20 protein-coding genes are annotated in these 16,715 nt (G+C 41.3%); 17 read left to right on the top strand and 3 right to left on the bottom strand.

Translation table 11 applies throughout. The annotated features are described in order from the left end of the window. Positions 1 to 91: 91 nt before the first annotated feature. Together MHH31_RS12030 and MHH31_RS12025 are read left to right on the top strand one after the other, a co-directional pair. Positions 92 to 547, top strand: a complete 456-nt coding sequence (locus MHH31_RS12030; protein WP_234784231.1) for a MarR family transcriptional regulator — start codon at positions 92 to 94, stop codon at positions 545 to 547. Positions 548 to 557: 10 nt separating this feature from the next. Continuing rightward, positions 558 to 1,574 carry a serine hydrolase gene (locus MHH31_RS12025; RefSeq protein WP_342495497.1) on the top strand — a complete coding sequence of 339 codons (1,017 nt, stop codon included), beginning with the start codon at positions 558 to 560 and terminating at the stop codon, positions 1,572 to 1,574. A gap of 5 nt (positions 1,575 to 1,579) precedes the next feature. Here MHH31_RS12025 and MHH31_RS12020 read toward each other — a convergent pair whose 3' ends face one another. Further along, positions 1,580 to 2,692 carry a GntR family transcriptional regulator gene (locus tag MHH31_RS12020; RefSeq protein WP_342494832.1) on the bottom strand — a complete coding sequence of 371 codons (1,113 nt, stop codon included), beginning with the start codon at positions 2,690 to 2,692 and terminating at the stop codon, positions 1,580 to 1,582. 272 nt (positions 2,693 to 2,964) lie between these two features. On the opposite strand from MHH31_RS12020, the gene MHH31_RS12015 reads away from it, so the two are divergent. The 4 genes from MHH31_RS12015 (at position 2,965) to MHH31_RS12000 (ending at position 8,152) form a co-directional block, all read left to right on the top strand. Beyond that, complete coding sequence (locus tag MHH31_RS12015; RefSeq protein ID WP_041506852.1) at positions 2,965 to 4,590, top strand: FGGY-family carbohydrate kinase; 1,626 nt, start codon at positions 2,965 to 2,967, stop codon at positions 4,588 to 4,590. Next, a complete protein-coding gene (locus MHH31_RS12010; RefSeq protein ID WP_041506853.1) occupies positions 4,584 to 5,288 on the top strand; it encodes an L-ribulose-5-phosphate 4-epimerase in 705 nt (234 codons plus the stop codon). The genes MHH31_RS12015 and MHH31_RS12010 overlap by 7 nt, the downstream gene beginning before the upstream one ends. Positions 5,289 to 5,305: 17 nt before the next feature. Beyond that, positions 5,306 to 6,727 carry an L-arabinose isomerase gene (araA, locus tag MHH31_RS12005; protein WP_048001506.1) on the top strand — a complete coding sequence of 474 codons (1,422 nt, stop codon included), beginning with the start codon at positions 5,306 to 5,308 and terminating at the stop codon, positions 6,725 to 6,727. A gap of 84 nt (positions 6,728 to 6,811) precedes the next feature. After that, entirely contained in the window at positions 6,812 to 8,152 is a 1,341-nt protein-coding gene (locus MHH31_RS12000) for a sugar porter family MFS transporter (RefSeq protein WP_007501378.1), read from the top strand. A 36-nt stretch (positions 8,153 to 8,188) separates the two neighbouring features. Here MHH31_RS12000 and MHH31_RS11995 read toward each other — a convergent pair whose 3' ends face one another. After that, a complete protein-coding gene (locus tag MHH31_RS11995; protein ID WP_224558471.1) occupies positions 8,189 to 8,410 on the bottom strand; it encodes a hypothetical protein in 222 nt (73 codons plus the stop codon). Between the two features lie 27 nt (positions 8,411 to 8,437). Beyond that, complete coding sequence (locus tag MHH31_RS11990; RefSeq protein WP_282745295.1) at positions 8,438 to 8,755, bottom strand: hypothetical protein; 318 nt, start codon at positions 8,753 to 8,755, stop codon at positions 8,438 to 8,440. 178 nt (positions 8,756 to 8,933) lie between these two features. Between MHH31_RS11990 and MHH31_RS11985 the strand changes: the two genes are divergently transcribed. The 11 genes from MHH31_RS11985 to MHH31_RS11935 all read left to right on the top strand — a co-directional run bounded on the left by MHH31_RS11985 (position 8,934) and on the right by MHH31_RS11935 (position 16,547). Continuing rightward, positions 8,934 to 9,227: a CotD family spore coat protein gene (locus MHH31_RS11985; protein WP_008342559.1), complete on the top strand. Its 294-nt coding sequence runs from the start codon at positions 8,934 to 8,936 to the stop codon at positions 9,225 to 9,227. 143 nt (positions 9,228 to 9,370) lie between these two features. Next, positions 9,371 to 9,925, top strand: coding sequence for a GNAT family N-acetyltransferase (locus tag MHH31_RS11980; RefSeq protein ID WP_058336608.1), 555 nt, complete (start codon positions 9,371 to 9,373; stop codon positions 9,923 to 9,925). Next, positions 9,879 to 10,433: a hypothetical protein gene (locus tag MHH31_RS11975; RefSeq protein WP_058336609.1), complete on the top strand. Its 555-nt coding sequence runs from the start codon at positions 9,879 to 9,881 to the stop codon at positions 10,431 to 10,433. Before MHH31_RS11980 ends, MHH31_RS11975 begins: the two co-directional genes overlap by 47 nt. A 154-nt stretch (positions 10,434 to 10,587) precedes the next feature. Continuing rightward, positions 10,588 to 12,000 carry a polysaccharide deacetylase family protein gene (locus tag MHH31_RS11970; RefSeq protein WP_342494831.1) on the top strand — a complete coding sequence of 471 codons (1,413 nt, stop codon included), beginning with the start codon at positions 10,588 to 10,590 and terminating at the stop codon, positions 11,998 to 12,000. A gap of 102 nt (positions 12,001 to 12,102) precedes the next feature. Then, positions 12,103 to 12,330 carry a hypothetical protein gene (locus tag MHH31_RS11965; RefSeq protein ID WP_144668572.1) on the top strand — a complete coding sequence of 76 codons (228 nt, stop codon included), beginning with the start codon at positions 12,103 to 12,105 and terminating at the stop codon, positions 12,328 to 12,330. 228 nt (positions 12,331 to 12,558) lie between these two features. Then, positions 12,559 to 12,987 carry an NUDIX hydrolase gene (locus MHH31_RS11960; RefSeq protein ID WP_058336612.1) on the top strand — a complete coding sequence of 143 codons (429 nt, stop codon included), beginning with the start codon at positions 12,559 to 12,561 and terminating at the stop codon, positions 12,985 to 12,987. A gap of 20 nt (positions 12,988 to 13,007) precedes the next feature. Next, positions 13,008 to 13,418 carry an Imm1 family immunity protein gene (locus MHH31_RS11955; protein ID WP_144668553.1) on the top strand — a complete coding sequence of 137 codons (411 nt, stop codon included), beginning with the start codon at positions 13,008 to 13,010 and terminating at the stop codon, positions 13,416 to 13,418. 30 nt (positions 13,419 to 13,448) lie between these two features. Then, positions 13,449 to 13,721, top strand: coding sequence for a DUF3986 family protein (locus MHH31_RS11950; protein ID WP_058336614.1), 273 nt, complete (start codon positions 13,449 to 13,451; stop codon positions 13,719 to 13,721). Positions 13,722 to 13,979: 258 nt separating this feature from the next. Further along, complete coding sequence (locus MHH31_RS11945; protein WP_342494830.1) at positions 13,980 to 14,816, top strand: transketolase; 837 nt, start codon at positions 13,980 to 13,982, stop codon at positions 14,814 to 14,816. Beyond that, entirely contained in the window at positions 14,813 to 15,772 is a 960-nt protein-coding gene (locus MHH31_RS11940) for a transketolase C-terminal domain-containing protein (protein WP_017358040.1), read from the top strand. The genes MHH31_RS11945 and MHH31_RS11940 overlap by 4 nt, the downstream gene beginning before the upstream one ends. Positions 15,773 to 15,788: 16 nt before the next feature. Continuing rightward, the gene (locus tag MHH31_RS11935; protein WP_045034074.1) at positions 15,789 to 16,547 is read left to right on the top strand and encodes a 3-oxoacyl-ACP reductase family protein; all 759 of its coding nucleotides are present in this window, start codon (positions 15,789 to 15,791) and stop codon (positions 16,545 to 16,547) included. Positions 16,548 to 16,715 lie beyond the last annotated feature (168 nt).

Below are 16,715 nucleotides of genomic sequence, written 5' to 3'. Positions count from 1 at the left end.
GCATTTTCCCTATCTTTGATAAAAGATAGGGATTTTTGTTGATTAATAATTAATATATCTTTATACTTAAGTTATCTTAATTATGAAGGTGATGACAGTGACATCCAAAACAACGATGATCCAAGAATTAAACCAAATCGAAGCGCGCATCCATCAAAAGCTCCGATTAGAGTTTGAAGAGTTATTTGTAGATGAGTTAACTGATAAGCAGCATATTGTCCTTGATTTCGTAGAGCAAAAAGGGGGGAGCTCACCTATTCAGATTGCTCAGCAACTAGGCATCACCCAAAGTGCTGTGAGCCAGTTGTTAAACACGCTTGAAAAAAAAGAATGGGTTCGCCGCAGCATCAACCCGCAAAATCGTCGGGAATTGCACGTTGAACTTTCTGAAAAGGCAAAGACGTACTTGGAGAATATGAGAAAGATAGAACTTGCGATCATTGAAAAATACTATTCAAAATTAAGCCTCGAAGAGATCAACACATTGACATCCATTTATACAAAGCTTGATCAATTGATTGTAGATCAAAATGAAGGGGAAGGATGATGATCCATTGATGATGCTCAAACAAGAAGTACAGCGAATTGCCTCTTCTTATACGGAGAAAAAGAAACAGGCACTGCTCGTGATCGGCCTGATTCATCAAGGAGAAAGACACGTTTTTCATTTCGGAGATCACCCCATACAGCAGCGCATGCAGCCTGAGGAGGTCACTTTTGAAATCGGCTCTATTTCAAAAGTCTTTACGACAAGTATATTGGCAAGCATGATTCAAAAAGGGCAGATGAAGCTAGACGATTCCATTTCACTGTATTGTCCCGAAATAAGAAAGAATCACCCCATCCAATTGGAACAGCTGGCAACCCATACGTCTGGACTTCCTTCACATCGTTTTCTCAGAGATTTACAACTAAGGTTCCTTCCAAAAGTGAGAAGAGATATGTACTGTCAATACTCTCTTGATGAATTAATGAAACTGTTACACTCGAAAAAATGGAATGAGCGAAAGGAATACCCATCTCGTTACTCCAATGTAGGGATGGGACTCCTCGGGTTGATCATGGGATGGTCTCTTCACAAAACATATGAAGAGCTGCTGACTGAATATATCGTGGATGAGCTGAAACTATCGAACACCTTGATTACGATCAAGGAGGACGTCAAAGAGAAGATGATCCTCGGTCATCAAGAGAATGGAAAAGAGGTTCCTCCGCTTCTGATGCATGACTATCAAGGGGCTGGTGCGATTCGTTCGACGATCACTGATTTGCTTTCATTTCTCTCTGCACATATGAGTGCAGACGTCGCTTCTCCATGGAAAATGACCCACGAGCCAAAGGTGAAGATAGGGAAAAACATGTCAATGGGACTCGGGTGGGTCATAGATGATACGGGATTGATTTGCCATAATGGTGCAACTTCTGGTTTCTCCAGCTTCATGGGCTTCCGCCCTCATTCAAAAACAGGAGTGGTCGTCTTGTCTAACTATCGCAATCGTATCACGCAAGATTCTCCTGACCGAATTGCCTATGACGTGATGAATATGCTTGAACAAGAGCCTAAAGCCAAATGAGCCTCCTATGAAGAGGGCTCATTTTTTCTTGCGTTCAGCGTTTTAATCGTTTCACCAGGAACGAGTTCAGGCTCATAAAATGTTTGATCAGGGAGATTCTTTTTCCCTTGTACTTTTTTAATCATCCAGTCTGCCGCATCTCGTCCCATTTGCTCTTGAGGGTGTGTCAGCGTTGTCAGTTTCACATGGGCATTTTTTTGGGCAATATACGAGTTATCCTGTCCAATAATGGAAAGATCATCTGGAATAGATAAACCCATTTCACTACATACATTTGCTACTTCTAATCCGACTTCATCGTTATAGCAAACAAGGGCGGTCAGCTCAAGCTGGTGCGCTTGTAAAAAGGTTTTGATATGATCCCCCAAATACTGCTTCGATTCTGTATCGAAAAAAAGGACATGCTCTGGTAGGAAATTGAGCTTTGCTTCACCGAGTGCCTGAATATAGCCTTTCATTCGATATTTTCCTTGTAAATCATCTGTTTTTGAAATCAGTCCAATGTGCTGATGTCCAGAGGTGATCAGCTCCTTTGTCGCTAAATAGCTGGACTTCACATCATCCAAACAAAGGAAGGGAACCTCTAACTGCTCATAGTAGGCATTGATCATAATAAGCGGGACATCCTGCTCTTTAAAGGATAGGTAGTACGAAATGTTTGGATTATATAAATTGCTTTTTGTCGGTTCGACAATTAATCCGTCCACACCAAAGGACAGCATCATTTCAAGCGCTTTTTTCTCCTGCTCCACATCGTTATTTGTACTCGCCAGTAACAAAGAATAGTTCTCTTCATTTAATCGGCTTTCGATGCCCCGAATGATCGACGGGAAAATGTAATCGGATATGTATGTGGTGATGACGCCAATCGTTTTCATATGAGCATGTCCAGCAGGTTTTGTTTGATATTGATTGGTGACAAATGTGCCCGAGCCTTTTTCGCTTCGTAAAAAACCTTCACTCGATAATTCTAAGATGGCTTTTCGCACCGTATGCCGGCTTACTTGATACATCTCTTGTAAGCTTGATTCGGTTGGAATACGCTCCCCGATCCGGTAATCCCCTGTCAGTATTTTGCTTTTTATATCATCCATAATGATCTGGTACTTCTTTTTCATCGTTTCACTTCTTTCACAGTTGATCCTCTACTCGGATTGAGAAGAACTTGTATGGACATATTTTAACATGGTTGCTTAATCAAAAACAGGCGCTTGCAGTGTCTACCGTCTAATCCTTAGAGAATATGAAAGTTTTTGTCTGATTATGTATGCACAACTATATTTATTATTGACATATGTACGGACAAATATTATATTGTTTTTGTGCACAAGTAAAGATGGATCAAACGAAAAAGATATTTGAAACCGCTATCATCATGGGGGTGAACAAAATGAATCGTGAAGAGACGGCCAAAGCCATTAGAGAAGGCAGGACATCTTTGGGTATTGAATTTGGTTCGACACGAATTAAAGCCATTTTAATAGATGAAGAGTTTCAGCCAATTGCGCAAGGTGCATTTGAATGGGAAAGTTCTCTTCAAGAAGGAATATGGACGTACAACTTAATTGAGATCATTACAGGTCTTCAAGTGGCGTACCGTCAGATGAAAGAACAGGCTGCACAATTGTATGGGGTGACGATTCAAACCATTGGCTCCATCGGGATATCTGCGATGATGCATGGCTACGTCGCCTGTCATCATACAGGAGAGCTCCTCGTCCCGTTTCGAACGTGGCGGAATGGAACAACGACCGAGGCGAGTCAAAAGCTAACAGATGTATTCCAATTTCATATTCCAGAAAGATGGAGTATCGCTCACTTATACCAAGCGATACTAGGAGAGGAAAAACATCTGTCCCGGTTAGAGTATGTGACCACTTTGTCCGGCTACATTCACTGGCTGTTAACAGGGAAGCAGGCCATCGGAATTGGCGATGCGTCGGGAATGTTCCCCATTGATGAAAAAACGAAGGATTACAACGAAGTGATGCTTCATCAATTTGAAGCATTGATTGCAGAAAAAGGCTACCCGTGGAAGCTTCGTCATCTTTTGCCGCGCATCTATTTAGCAGGCGAAGAAGCTGGTGTGTTAACAGCAGCTGGAGCAGCGATTTTAGACCAAGGCAAACAGTTGCAGCCAGGTATCCCTTTTTGCCCGCCAGAGGGTGATGCAGGAACAGGGATGGTCGCAACAAACAGTGTGGAAAAGAGAACTGGGAATATTTCAGTTGGGACATCTGTATTTGCCATGATTGTGTTAGAGCAACATCTAAAAGGTGTGTACCCAGAAGTGGACCTTGTCACGACACCAGATGGCCTGCCAGTCGCGATGGTTCATGCCAACAATTGTACAAGTGACCTCAATGCTTGGATGAATCTATTCAGAGAAGCGTTTGAAGCAATGGGTCAGCCAGTTGAAACAGAAAGATTGTACGAAACCCTATTAAATCAAGCTTTAGAAGCAGATCATGATGGGGGCGGGCTTTTAAGCTATGGCTATTATTCTGGTGAAAATATTACGAGACTAAAAGAAGGAAGACCCCTTTTTGTTAGATCTCCTCAAAGCCGGTTTACCCTTGCTAATTTCATTCGGACGCATCTCTTCTCTGCATTTGGCGCAATGAAAATCGGGATGGATCGGTTAAAAGCACATGAACAAGTCAAGATTGATCGCTTACTAGGACATGGCGGTTTATTTAAAACACCGATAGTTGGGCAAAAAATGGTCGCTGCTGCACTTGGGACACCTGTATCCGTCGTATCAACGGCGGGAGAAGGCGGTGCGTTTGGGATGGCGGTCCTTGCTTCATATATGATCAATCACCAGCAGCAAACACTGAGCCATTTTCTCAAGCATCAAGTATTTGCCCATACATTAGAAGAGCTTATTGATCCTGATCCACTGGATGTTAAAGGTTTTGAGGAATTTATAAAGCGCTATCAAGAAGGACTCCCGATAGAAAAAGCGGCAGTAGAACATTTGACGCCACAGAAAGGAGCGGCACCTGTATGTTAGAGCGGTTAAAAGAAGAAGTGTTTCAAGCGAATCTAGATCTACCAAAGTACGGACTTGTGAAATTTACATGGGGCAATGTCAGTGCGTGCGATCGTGACAGTAGACTGTTTGTCATTAAGCCAAGCGGCATAGCGTATGACAAATTATCAGCAAAAGACATGGTCGTGGTCGATTTTGACGGTCAAGTGGTCGAGGGAGAATTCAATCCTTCTTCCGATACTGCCACACATGCTGTTCTTTACAAACACTTTGAGGAAATTGGCGGCATTTCACATAGCCATTCAATGTGGGCAACGGTATGGGCGCAAGCTGGACTTGATTTACCAGCAATGGGCACAACACATGCAGATACATTTTACGGACCTGTTCCGTGCGCTCGATTTCTCACAGAAGAAGAGGTGAATCGCGGGTATGAGGTGGAAACAGGACACTTGATCATTGAAACGTTTGAGAAAAGACAGATAGATGTCATGGCGGTTCCTGGTATTTTGCTACAAGGTCATGGTCCCTTTACGTGGGGAAAAGATGCAAAAAGTGCGGTAACGAACAGTGTCATTTTAGATGAAGTAGCGAAAATGAACCTGTTTGCAAAGCAATTGAACGAATATGCAGAGCCTCTTCCGCAGGTGATTTTAGATAAACATTATTTAAGAAAACATGGAACACATGCGTATTACGGACAAAAACCTTCAAGATAAAGAAAAGAGGGATTTCTATGTTAACAAGTCAGAAGAAGGAATGTTGGTTTGTCGTCGGGTCACAGCACTTATATGGGGACGAGGCACTGAAGCAAGTGAAGGCAGATGCGCAAAAGATAACAGATGCCTTAAATGAGAGCGGTTTGCTGCCTTATCCAATTATTCTGCAGGAACTGGCGGTCAGTGCGGATCAAATCACAGAGCTGATGAAAGAGGTCAACTATCGTGATGAGGTCATCGGTGTGATGACTTGGATGCATACGTTTTCTCCAGCAAAAATGTGGATACGTGGTACGTCTCTTTTGCAAAAGCCTCTTTTGCATCTCGTCACGCAATACTATGAAAACATTCCGTGGGACACGATTGATATGGACTATATGAATCTCCATCAATCGGCACATGGAGACAGAGAGTACGGTTATATCAATGCACGTTTAAATAAGCAAAACCAAATCGTTGCAGGTCATTGGTCGAAGCAGGAGGTGAAGCAGCAAATCGCTGATTGGATGGACGTTGCGGCTGCCTATCATGAGAGCTTCCACATTAAAGTGGCTCGGTTTGGTGACAATATGCGCCACGTTGCGGTGACAGAAGGAGATAAAATTGAAGCGCAGATCCAGCTGGGATGGACCGTTGATTACTTTGGAATTGGCGATCTTGTGAACTATGTAAATGCTGTGGAAGAAACAGAAGTTGATGCTCTGTTTGCTGAGTACTTAACATTATATGACGTGGATTATGGGAGCTATTCGGCGGAAGAATGGGAACAAAGTGTGAAAGTGCAGGCACGATATGAAATTGCCATCAAACGTTTTTTAGATGAAGGCGGCTACAATGCCTTTACGACAAACTTTGAAGATTTACATGGCATGAAGCAGCTTCCGGGTTTAGCCGTTCAGCGGCTGATGGCAAAGGGATATGGCTTTGCGGGTGAAGGGGATTGGAAAACCGCCGCACTGGATCGTTTATTAAAGGTGATGAGCCATCATCAATCGACTGGTTTTATGGAAGATTACACATATGAAATGACTGCTGGTCAGGAAGCGGTGCTGCAATCTCATATGCTAGAAGTAGATCCTGCGCTTGCACATACAAAACCTGTCATTGTCGTGTCTCCGCTAGGCATTGGAAACCGGGAAGACCCAGCACGTCTTGTGTTTGATGGAAAAGCAGGCGAGGGCGTTGTTGTCTCCATTGCTGATTTTGGAACACATTTCAAATGGCTGATTCAAGAAGTGGAAGCCTTTGAGCCGCAGGAAGCAGCACCACATTTACCGGTGGCACGAGTCCTCTGGAAAATCAAACCGAACTTTCAAGATGGCATCAAAGCATGGATTAAGCACGGCGGAGGTCATCATACAGTCGTATCTCTCAATTTAACGGTTGATCAAATTGTTCATTTTGCAAAGCTTGTGAATGCAGAATATGTGGTTTTATAAAGAAGGGTGAAATGCATTCTACTGTGAACGGTAGAATGGCAGGGAGAAATGAAAGCGGTTTATTAAGTGAGGGGGGTCATCCACTTGGAGAAAAAAGTATCAAGTAAATTTATCTTCTTTTTCGGGTCCTTTGCAGGTATCTTATTTGGATATGATATTGGTATTATCGCAGGGGCAGAAGGGCACATTCAGGAAGAATTTCAGCTCAGCCCGTTATGGCTTGGCATCGTCGTTTCTTCATTAATGGGCGGGGCGATCATTGGTTCCATTTTAAGCGGTCTGATGGGGGATAAGTTTGGCCGCAGAAAACTCATTTTGGTGTCATCGATTATCTTTTTTGTCGGTGCGCTTGGCTCAGCCATTGCACCAGAAGAAATCTCATTAACCATTGCCCGGATTTTCTTAGGAACAGCTGTAGGGACAGCCTCATCGCTCGTGCCTGCTTACATGTCTGAAATCGCTCCGGCCAAAATTCGTGGGAAATTGTCCGGCCTGAATCAGCTGATGATTGTGAGTGGATTATTGCTTAGCTATATCGTCGCATTTGTGTTTGAACCAATTCCAGACAGCTGGCGCTGGATGCTGGGAAGTGCTGCTTTATTTGCGATCGTGCTTTATATTGGCATGCTGAAACTTCCTGAATCTCCAAGATATTTAATTAAACACGGAATGGCTCATAAGGCACGTGAAGTATTAGGATCACTTCGTTCATCACGTGAAGAGATTGAAGCAGAAATGCAAGAAATTTTAGAAGTGGCAAAAGAAGAACGCTCAGGCATTCGTGAATTATTTCAAAAGAAATTCCGAATGGCTCTCTTTATTGGGGTCGGAATGGCGACACTCCAGCAAATACAGGGGGCAAACTCCATTGTGTATTATGCAACGAGTATCGCAAGAAATGTAGGTCTTGCTCCGCAAGTTGCCGCAGGTTTTACCGTCATTGTTGGTGTCATATTTGTTGTGACGACCGTGATCTTTTTACAATTCGTCGACCGGTTTGACCGCCGAACGATTCTCACAGTTGGGGGAACGGGGATGGCCCTGTCTTTCTTTGCACCAGCGGCATTAGGTGCGCTCGGAGTGAGTGAAGGCATATTAAACTGGGTCACATTGATTTCACTTTGCTGCTTTATTTTGTGCTATGCCTTCTCATGGGCACCGATCACATGGATTATCATTGGTGAAATTTTTCCGCTTTCTGTCAGGGGTATTGGAGCGGGCATTTCCTCTGCCTTTAACTGGACGGGATCATTAGCAGTTGGCCTTGTGTTCCCTATCTTGGCTGACCAATTCAGCTTTGGCGTCATTTTCTCCTCATTTGGTGTCATCTGCTTAATTGGCCTGTTGTTCACGCGCTTTGTATTAGTTGAAACAAAAGGAAGAAGCTTAGAACAAATCGAAACCGATATGGCTGCACGTGTCTAAAGGAAACCATCTATCCACACAGGATAGATGGCTTTTTTAATCAAGTATTTGTTTCAGTTCATCTGGCAGTAAATCCATTAATTGATCAGATGAGGATACGTCCAGTACTTCAAGAAGCGCATAATATTTCGCATAAATTTCACTCAGTTGATCAGGATGATTTGCTTCATATCGATTTAAATGCAATTGCGTCAGTTCAAGTGCAATGTCCAGTTTGTTTCGTTCGATGGTTTGTGTTGTGTTGATCAAATCGTTCACCTCTAATTTTAAAGTTATTGAAAAATGTTATGGTGCAGTTCCGCAGCTGACCTTATATTCATGGTCTTCTATCTTTTTTGAATAACAGACGGAAGGTGTCATTCCTGTCTCGCTTTTCCTAGCCTGCCAATACACATCATACAGCTGACCATATTGAGGGTCTACATCGTCCTTTTTTTGCAAAATAGCAAAATAGCTTTGGTAAGGGTAGCCTTCTTGATAGATCGCCTGCCGTATCGCTCCTCTTTCAGTCGCATTTGTAAAAACCATAGGCGACAGCAGTGGAAGAGCAATAATGATGACAAGTAATATAATGAATAAAAAAAGCTTATGTTTTGTTTTCATGGATGTCCTTTCTCGCAAGATATCATTTGTATAATATGTTAAAATTGCCCTTTTGTAAAGAAAGAGAAAACGAGATGGATAGTGGATTTTTTAAAAAATAGACAAGCATCTAGTCACGAAGGAGCTTTCTTACATACGATAGAGTGTAAGTGAAAGACAACTTGAAGGGGTGTTGAGAATGAGCCGGAATCGATTAGACAATTTTTTCTTTGGGCCTCGCAGAGGGAATCATGGAGAAGTTGAAACGGTTGTATCCCCTACACGTCAAATTGTCAACACGACAACAAATGAACAAACGATTAGAAAAATTCATCCAACTCATATCACAAACGTCAATAAAAACATCAAAAGAATTGAAAACTACTACCCTGTGACGCAATCTACTCGAAATGAGTATATTGTTGAAGAATATGACTGTGGCAGCGATATCAAGAATCCTTGCTGCCGCCCGGTCAAACGCTGTAAGTGGTAGTTTAATAGTAAAAAAAAGAAGTGAGGCATCCTGTGATGGGATGCCTTTTTATTTTTGTATAAAAATTTTGATCAAAAGCGCCTTTCAAGATAAAATTGGAAGTATCAATTCATTCTGATGGAGGCGATTTTCTGAATATTCGATTGTTAACACCAGAAGATGCTCAAGAATATGCGAACTTGAGATTAGAAGCACTCCGATTAAATCCAGAGAGTTTTGCTATGAGTTACGAGGAAGAGAAGCTAGATACGAAGAATAAATATAAGGCTCGTTTTGCCTCTACACAATCTATGTGGACATTCGGCGCCTTTCATCAAGGTCAGCTGGTCGGCTCGGTTACACTCATACAAGAAACCTTGCAGAAATTAAAGCACCGTGCCAATGTGGCAGCGATGTATGTAACGGCTAATGGACGTGGAAAAGGAATGGGGAAGGCGCTCCTGACAAAAGTTCTTTCTTTTGCACGCGAAAAAAAAGATATCGAACAACTGTATTTAACAGTGGTCACAACAAACGACTCAGCCAAACATCTTTACAGGTCTGTTGGATTTAGGTCATATGCGGTAGAGGAAAAAGCACTAAAAATAAATGGTACATATGTAGATGAGGAAAAAATGGTGTTAATGCTATCATCGTTTGGAGGGGATATACATGAGCCAGCCAGTCATGCACATCACATTGGCAGCAGGACCAAATAGTGAGTTAGAATCCTTTGCGCTTCGTGCAGCACTTGAAAACTTTGGCGCAAAAGTCGATATGCATTGGATAGGCAGACCGAATGACCTGATTGATGTTTTATCAGGGAAAAATAGAGGCGAGACGGACTTCATTCTTTTATCCTTTCACGGGGAAGAAGGAGCGTTTCTCATACCGGAGTTAGGAGAAGATGTATACGAAGAGGGTGAGCCGAGAGGTGCTGCTTTTGGTGCGGATGACATAAAGCGGTATGCTTCGTTAAATGGAGTCCACATTATATGTACAGGCTGTACACTAGGTGAAAAAAAGGTGGCAGAAGCTTTTTTAGAAACAGGGGCGATATCCTATACAGCGCCCGATGACTACATTGATGGAAATGCGTCATTTATTTTTGTTCTCACCATGCTGTATGAGCTGGTGAACAACTCAAAGACAGTCAGAGCAGCTTTTGACCAGGCACGCTCTATTGATGAAGAAACAAAGTTATTCCAACTGTATATGCAAAAATAAGGGCTGAGCGATCAAGCCCTTTTTATATGTCTCTCGTAAAATATGTCGAAAATGTGACAAATGTGTTTTTTGCAAACTAAAAAGAGGCTGAGAAAAGTCTATCCTACAAACACACGCCATTTAGGCATGACGGCATCACGAGAGGAGAATCATTGTGTCAACGAAAGGGAAGATCAGCCTCGTCCTATGTGTACTTGCGACCGTCATCGGTATCGCTGCGTTTTATCATAACCAGCAAGCAAGCGGGACAGAGAGAAAAAAAGTAGAACAAGATGCGAGCTACAAACAAGTTGAAATAGTTACACTTGTGAATGACGGGAAATTCATGAGATATGCTGTCAACTATCCGCTGTTTCATCAAGAAAAACTAGATCAGGAGATCAAAAGATTTGCAGAGACAGCATTAGAAAGGTTTAAAACATCGTTTAGTCAAGCGAGTGATGTCAATGAAGAGAAACGATACGAACTAAACATCGATTATGAGATCATTCATTATGCCAAGCAAACAGTCGCAATCAAATTCAATACATATGAAGTGAAGGGCGGAAAGCAAGGCGTCAATCAAACGAAGGTGATGAACTTTGATTTCAAGAAACAGACATTTTTATCAATCAACGATATCTTTCTATCAAAGAAGGACAATCTTCAAAAATTATCTCATATGACTTTTGAGGAATTAAAAAAAGATCGAACGCTAGCTGAAAATCAGCCGCTGCTCAAACAGGGAACGTCTCCTGTGGCGAAGAACTATCAGTATTTTGCCATCAAGGATCGCTATATCGAATTCTACTTTCCAAGAGGACAAATCGCTCCAAATCATCAAGGCCCTCAAGTGTTAGCGATTAAGAAAACACTGCTGAAAGGAATATTAAAACCTGAATATATGAAGAAAGAAATGAACAAAAACGAGAAAAAAGAACCGATTCCAACAAGAAAGATTGTGAAACTGCCGAAAACATCCACATTTCATCCGAATCAAAAAGCCATTGCACTCACATTTGATGATGGGCCCAATCCATCAACGACCTCAAAAATTTTAACAGCATTAAAAGAGAACAAAGGACATGCCACATTTTTTGTATTAGGCAGCAGGGTTCAGTATTATCCCGATATGTTAAGTGAAATCAGAAAGGGTGGAAATGAAATTGGAAACCATTCCTATAACCACCCTTTGCTCACAAGACTTCCTTTAAAACAAGCGGTCAAACAAGTAGAAGACACGCAGCAAATCATTGAAAAAGCGAGCGGGTTCACACCGACTCATTTTAGACCACCATATGGCGGGACAAACGGGCAAATCAACGAAGCTCTTCACATGAAAGTGACCCTTTGGGATGTGGATCCTGAAGACTGGAAATATCGAAACAGCCAATACGTCGCGAACTACATTCTAACTCATGCATCTAGCGGTGAAACGATTTTAATGCACGACATCTATGACACCTCAGCCAACGCAGCCGTCACGATTATCAAAGAACTCACCAAACAAGGATATCAATTATTGACGGTGTCTGAGCTTGAGCAGTGGAAGGAAGCGCGTGAGAAGAGAAGTGAGTCGAATAGGTAATACCCCTTTTGGTGTGAATCTTAGCGGATTCGCATCTTTTTTTAGGCAGGTCATGAAAATAAAGGGAAAATCTGTTATGGTGAATATGAAGGGGGACTTCAAGTGGTATTGATAAGATTTTTAAGTCTCGTTATGCTGACAGTGGTTGGTTTGGCTTTTGTCATAAACAATGTACCTAGTTTGATGCTGCCCATCTATATACTTTCAATGATCGGGCTTATGTTCTGTCTCGGTTATATTGCGCTCCATTATCTACAGCGGATCAGATATTTGTTATACGATGAGAAACAATTGAAAGAGAATCAAATAAACAAACCTCCCGCTAAATGAAGGAGGTTTTTTACTTGTCTGTTTTTCAATGATTTTCTCGTTTGACTTCTTGAATTGTCTCAAAAGAGAGACGATGTTCCTCGTAAATCTGATTTGGACAATCAGTAAGAGCATAATGATCCACGAGCTAAGCCCTCCAATCTTTCGTAACAAGGATACAGTATAATGAGAAAAGATTGATATTAACAGCTCGTTTTATATTTTCGACAATGGGTGAGGAGGATTCAGTTGAAGAGAGTAGACGTGGTGTCAGCTTTGATTTATGACATGGATGAACATATTCTCATGGTGAAAAATGTGAAAGGTTATTGGGAGTTTCCCGGTGGTGCAGTGGAAAAAGGAGAACATCTGCAGCAAGCTGTGATCCGTGAGGTGAGAGAAGAAACAGGATATGTGATCAAAGTAAATGAACTTCATTCTGTTAGAGAAATACTTTTTCAAGATAACATGCATCATGCACTTATTTTTACGTTTTTTGCGGAAATCATTGGGGGAGAGATGAACATTTTAGATCCTGATCATGATATTGAAGAAGTAAAATGGGTAAGCACCCAAGATGCTGAAAAATTAAATCCACAGTTATTCAGCATGCTAAAATTAAATAAACAGACGCGTGCATTTTACACATTTGAAGGAAAGAGAACAAGGGATCAATAAATGAATAAGGAGAGAATGGAATGTTTTTGTATTATGGACCAACCGGTGCTCCAGTGGAAAATCCAGGAGAAGAATGGATGAAAGAAATCTTCTTCCATAAGGGTGAAGACTATTGGAAACAAGGGAATGGAGAATCTTCTATTGAAGTGGATGAAGATTGGGAAACGGAAAGTCTTGTTTTCTTTTATCATGAACCTTATGGCTTTTTTCTCATGAGATATCCAGATTTTTTGGTTCCTTTTAAAAAAGTAGAGAAGATAGAAACGATCAAGCATGTCGTTGCAGGCGCACCATTGTATGTACCTTCATGCAGCTACGTCGATCGACATCAAGCTTATGAAATCGTTCAACATTTTCTAAAAACAAAATCGGTACCTGATAGTGTTGAATGGGTGGAGTTGAGGACGATTGATTTTCAGCAAGATCTATAAATTCTTACGAGGAACGAGAAGGAGAATAAAATGTGTCGTATAGATGATACCATGCATGTACATGTTGGCTATTACGAACATGGTCTTGATGTTGAAGGGGTGTTTTTTAAGAGTTTAGAAACAGGAAAGTGGCAATTATTCTTTGACCATACATGGTATGGGATCACGCTTTTAAAGCATTATGAAAAATATGAAGATTTAGGGCTGTTGATTGGCGAGTATTCTATTGAAGATGACAAAATTGAAGGTGAAGGAAATCAGCTGTTTGAGCGTTTTTTAAAAGAAAACGGGGTAGTGAGATAAATACAGAATGTGAAACATCACTCAATGAAAATGACGAGTGATGTTTTTTTATGTTGGATACTGATTTTATAAAATTTTGCTCTATGTAATCTAAAGAGCATCTAATACAAATTCACATTGATTGTTTAAAAATTCAAAAAATAGATAGACAAATGCTTGCAAGAATTGTATAGTGTTCTCATAAATTACTTGTCATACAAGTGAACAAGTAACTAAGGATATAAGATTGGATTTCAAATAATAAAATGAGGTGATCCAGTGAAAGATGTAAGTTTGGCGAATTTAAAAGCAAAAGCGATTGAACTTAGACAAACGGCGATTACGATGATTTATGAAGCGCAATCGGGGCATCCTGGCGGCTCTTTATCAGCTGCTGATATCATCACGGCCCTTTATTTCAAAGAGATGAATATCGATCCCCAAAATCCTAACTGGGAAGATCGTGATCGTTTTGTTTTATCGAAAGGCCATGTTGCACCTATTCAATATGCTGCCTTAGCGCTAAAAGGTTATGTCCCTTTTGAAAACGTATACAAATTGAGACAGTACGGTTCACCGTTCCAAGGTCATCCTGATATGAAGAAATGCCCTGGAATTGATATTTCAACAGGTTCATTAGGCCAAGGACTTTCTTGTGGGGTTGGTATGGCGCTTGCGGGTAAACGGGATGAAAAAGATTATCGGGTATTTGCGATGGTAGGCGATGGCGAATGTCAAGAAGGACAAATTTGGGAAGCGGTTCAAACCGCAGTCAAATATCGTCTTGATAATTTAATTGTTTTTGTTGACAATAACCGTCTGCAAATTGATGGTTTCTGCGAGGAAATCATGCCGCTGCAAGACATAGAAATGAAGTTTGAAGTATTCGGGTTTGAAACAAAGCGAATTGACGGACATTCGATGAAAGAGATAGTCGAAACATTGAATCAAGTGAAAAACATGAAAAATGGAAAGCCGAAATGTATTGTAGCAGACACGATTAAAGGCAAAGGCGTTTCCTACATGGAAAATATCTGCTCATGGCACGGTGTTGCGCCAAATGAGAAAGAGTATGAACAAGCATTAGAAGAATTAGCAGGAGGTTTGAGATCATGAGCCAAACTGAAAAAGCGGTCATTAAGAAAAAAGCGACACGTGAAGCCTTCGGTGATGAAATTGTTAAGTTAGGAAAAGAGAATCAACATATTTACGTGATTGATATTGATATCGGCAAATCATGCAAAACAGGAGAATTCATTAAGCAGCTTCCCAATCAGCATGTGAACGTTGGAATTGCCGAACAAAATGGTGCCGGGCTGGCAGCTGGTCTTGCGACAACTGGAAAAATTCCATTTGTAAGCACTTACGCAGTTTTTGGCTCGCTGCGCATGGCAGAGCAAATCCGCCAAGAAATATGCTATCCGAATTTGAATGTAAAGATTGCCTGCTCGCACGGAGGATTGACACCGGGAAATGACGGTGGAAGTCATCAAGCGATAGAAGATATGGGCGTTTTAAGAACATTTCCCAACATGACGGTCATCATGGGCTCTGATTACTATTCGACGAGAAAATTGATCAAAGAGGCAGCGAATACGTATGGCCCCATGTATTTGCGCTTTACCCGAGATGCTGTGCCGATGATTTATGATGAACATGAGGAGTTTGTGATTGGAAAAGCCAAAAAATTAAGGTCTGGCAAAGATATTGCGATCATTGCAAATGGTGATACAGTATATCTTGCTTTGGAAGCGGTTAAAAAATTAGAAGAACAAGGGATTGAAGCATCACTTTTAGATATGCATACGATCAAACCTCTAGATCGAGAGGCGGTTGTGGAGTGTCTTGATATTGGACGTATGATCACTGTAGAGGATCATAACATTTTGAACGGATTAGGCAGTGCTGTATGTGAAGTAGCAGCAGAAGAAGGTCGAGGAAAAGTCAAACGGATCGGAGTGCAAGACCGTTTTGGAGAATCTGCACCTTACGAAAAACTTTTGGAAATAAATGGAATAACAATCGAAAACATCATAAATACAGCAAAAGACATGCTGAACAATCACATTTGAAAGTAGGTTATTTACAATGTTTACATTAAACAATCAAGTAGCTATTGTAACAGGGAGCGGTTCTGAAAAAGGAATTGGCCGAACAATCGCTCTAACACTTGCTAAACAGGGTGCTGCTGTCGTGGTAGCAGATATCAATGAAGAAGGGATTCGCTTCACAGTAGAAGCCATTCAAAAAGCCGGAGGAAAAGCGTTAGGCGTAGTAGTAAATGTAACAAATAAGGAATCAATTGATCAAATGGTGGCTGTAACGCTTGAGGCGTTTGGCCGCATTGACATATTGGTGAATAATGCAGGTATTTCTCAAAAAATAACCGTTCAGAACATGACACTTGAAGATATGACAAGAGTATTTAATGTAAATATGTTTGGTTTGTTCTTGTGTACACAAGCCGTGCTAGAACCAATGATCAAGCAGCAATATGGGCGTATTATCAACCTGTCTTCTGTATCGGCTAAAAGGGGAGGAGGCGTATTTGGAGGAGCACATTACTCAGCTTCCAAAGCAGCAGTATTAGGTTTTTCTAAAAACCTTGCCCGTGAAGTAGGGAAAGATGGTATCACAGTGAATTGTGTGGCACCAGGCCTTGTGAATACGGATATTTGGAAGTCACTTCCTATCGATGAAGCCGAAAAAGTAATTGATAATATACCACTTGGCCGACCAGGTGAAACGAAAGAAATCGCAGCCGCTATTACATTTTTGGCTACTAAAGAAGCATCCTACATTACAGGAGAAGAAATCGATATCAATGGTGGTTCACATATGGACTAGTAGAAAGAAATGGAGCAGGCACATGAACATGCCTGACTCTATTTTAAATAAAAAGGAAGTAGAGTCACAGTCAAAATGATTGATGAAATGATATTTTGTAAGCGCTTAATAAAGATGTGCCATGCCATTTAGACATCTTCACGCAGTTGGATAAAGCAACTTGAAGGG

The sequence above is a fragment of the Bacillus sp. FSL K6-1033 genome (genome assembly GCF_038630765.1).
GTDB classification, from domain to species: domain Bacteria; phylum Bacillota; class Bacilli; order Bacillales; family Bacillaceae; genus Bacillus; species Bacillus altitudinis.
Note: the sequence above shows the minus strand (reverse complement) of the source record. Positions and strands in the feature narration are given on the sequence as shown.